Origin of the sequence: Microcystis sp. LEGE 08355 (genome assembly GCF_015207185.1) — a bacterium.
Classification (GTDB): domain Bacteria; phylum Cyanobacteriota; class Cyanobacteriia; order Cyanobacteriales; family Microcystaceae; genus Microcystis; species Microcystis panniformis.
Map to the genome: position 1 here is coordinate 1 of NZ_JADEXI010000880.1, position 1350 is coordinate 1350.

The window sequence follows — 1350 nt, forward strand, 5'->3', positions numbered from 1 at the left end:
ATTCTAAACTGGTGGGATCAAACCAAAAATAATTAGGAGTCCGGAAAGTTTCCTGATAAATTTCTTTCTTGAGACCTCGATCGGTTTCTGCCGTTGAATCAGACAAAATCTCGATGATGACATGGGGATATTTCCCCTCTTCTTCCCACACTACCCAACTTTTACGGGGTTTTCTTGCTACTCCCAAAACCACAAAAAAATCAGGACCTCTAAAATATTCTGATTTTCGTTGATTGGGACTGTAATAAATAGTCAGATTACCAAAAGCATAGAAATCTTGGCGGTCTTTCCATAAGAACTCTAGTGATTGGATCAAAAGCATCAATTGACGCAGATGTAACTCTGTTTCCATAGGGGGTTCATCACTCAGTAAATCACTTTTGGGAAAGATAATTTCCTTTAACTCATCTTCAACAATAACCATGACGACCACTCAATTATTTAATCTTCCCTATTTTAGCTCTTCAGTAGAGCGTTCTACTGTTTCCTATCAACCTAATCGTTTAGCAGGATTACGACGCTTTGCCATAGCGATTACCTTTCTCAATATTTTAGGTCATACCGTCCTCGGATTTGAACAATCTTGGGCGCAACCTCTGGTGGCTTTAGCAACAGGTTACAGCGTAGAATTATTATTAGAAAGCGTTGATGCTGGGGTAAATGGCTTTAAACCTAGATATTTAGGAAGTATGGGTCAGTTTATCGATTTTCTGCTTTCTGCCCATATTACCTCATTAGCGATCGCTATGTTACTCTATGCTAATGAGCGTTTATTTCCGATTATGTTTGCAGTAGCGGTGGCTATCGGCTCTAAAGCAATTTTTCGGTTAAAAGTGGCAGATAAAACCCGTCATTTTCTCAATCCTTCTAATTTTGGTATTAGCGTTACCTTACTCTTATTTCCTTGGATTGGCATCGCGCCCCCCTATCAGTTTACCGAGAATTTAAGCGGTTGGGCAGATTGGATTTTACCCGTCTTAATTGTTTGTACGGGAACGTTTTTAAATGCCCGTTTTACTCGTAAATTGCCTTTAATTGCGGGATGGTTAGGGGCTTTTATCTTACAAGCAATCCTTAGAAGTGCTATCTTTCAGACACCGTTAATCCCCGCCCTATTACCCATGACAGGGGTGGCTTTTGTCCTCTTTACTTTCTATATGGTAACTGATCCTGGAACAACACCAATTAACCCCCGTGAGCAGATAATTTTCGGGGCATCTGTAGCCGTTGCTTATGGCACTTTGATGTCCTTTCACATTGTTTTTGGGATGTTTTTCGGATTGACGCTGGGTAATGATTCGGTAGTAGTGGCGTAGCTCTCTTGCTTACCTGGTATGAATTGTGTAAAAT

The 1350-nt window shown here is 40.4% G+C and carries 2 protein-coding genes; one reads left to right on the forward strand and one right to left on the reverse strand.

The window, feature by feature from the left end:
- Positions 1-424 (reverse strand): Uma2 family endonuclease (locus IQ242_RS24910; RefSeq protein WP_193961803.1); only part of this gene is annotated, 424 nt, incomplete at its 3' end.
- Between IQ242_RS24910 and IQ242_RS24915 the strand changes: the two genes are divergently transcribed.
- Positions 423-1316 carry an enediyne biosynthesis protein UnbU gene (locus IQ242_RS24915; RefSeq protein ID WP_193961804.1) on the forward strand — a complete coding sequence of 298 codons (894 nt, stop codon included), beginning with the start codon at positions 423-425 and terminating at the stop codon, positions 1314-1316. The genes IQ242_RS24910 and IQ242_RS24915 overlap by 2 nt on opposite strands.
- Positions 1317-1350: the final 34 nt, after the last annotated feature.

Coding starts and splice junctions, on each gene's coding strand:
- IQ242_RS24915 (WP_193961804.1), top strand. CDS start 423: ATGACGACCACTCAATTATTTAATCTTCCCTATTTTAGCTCTTCAGTA.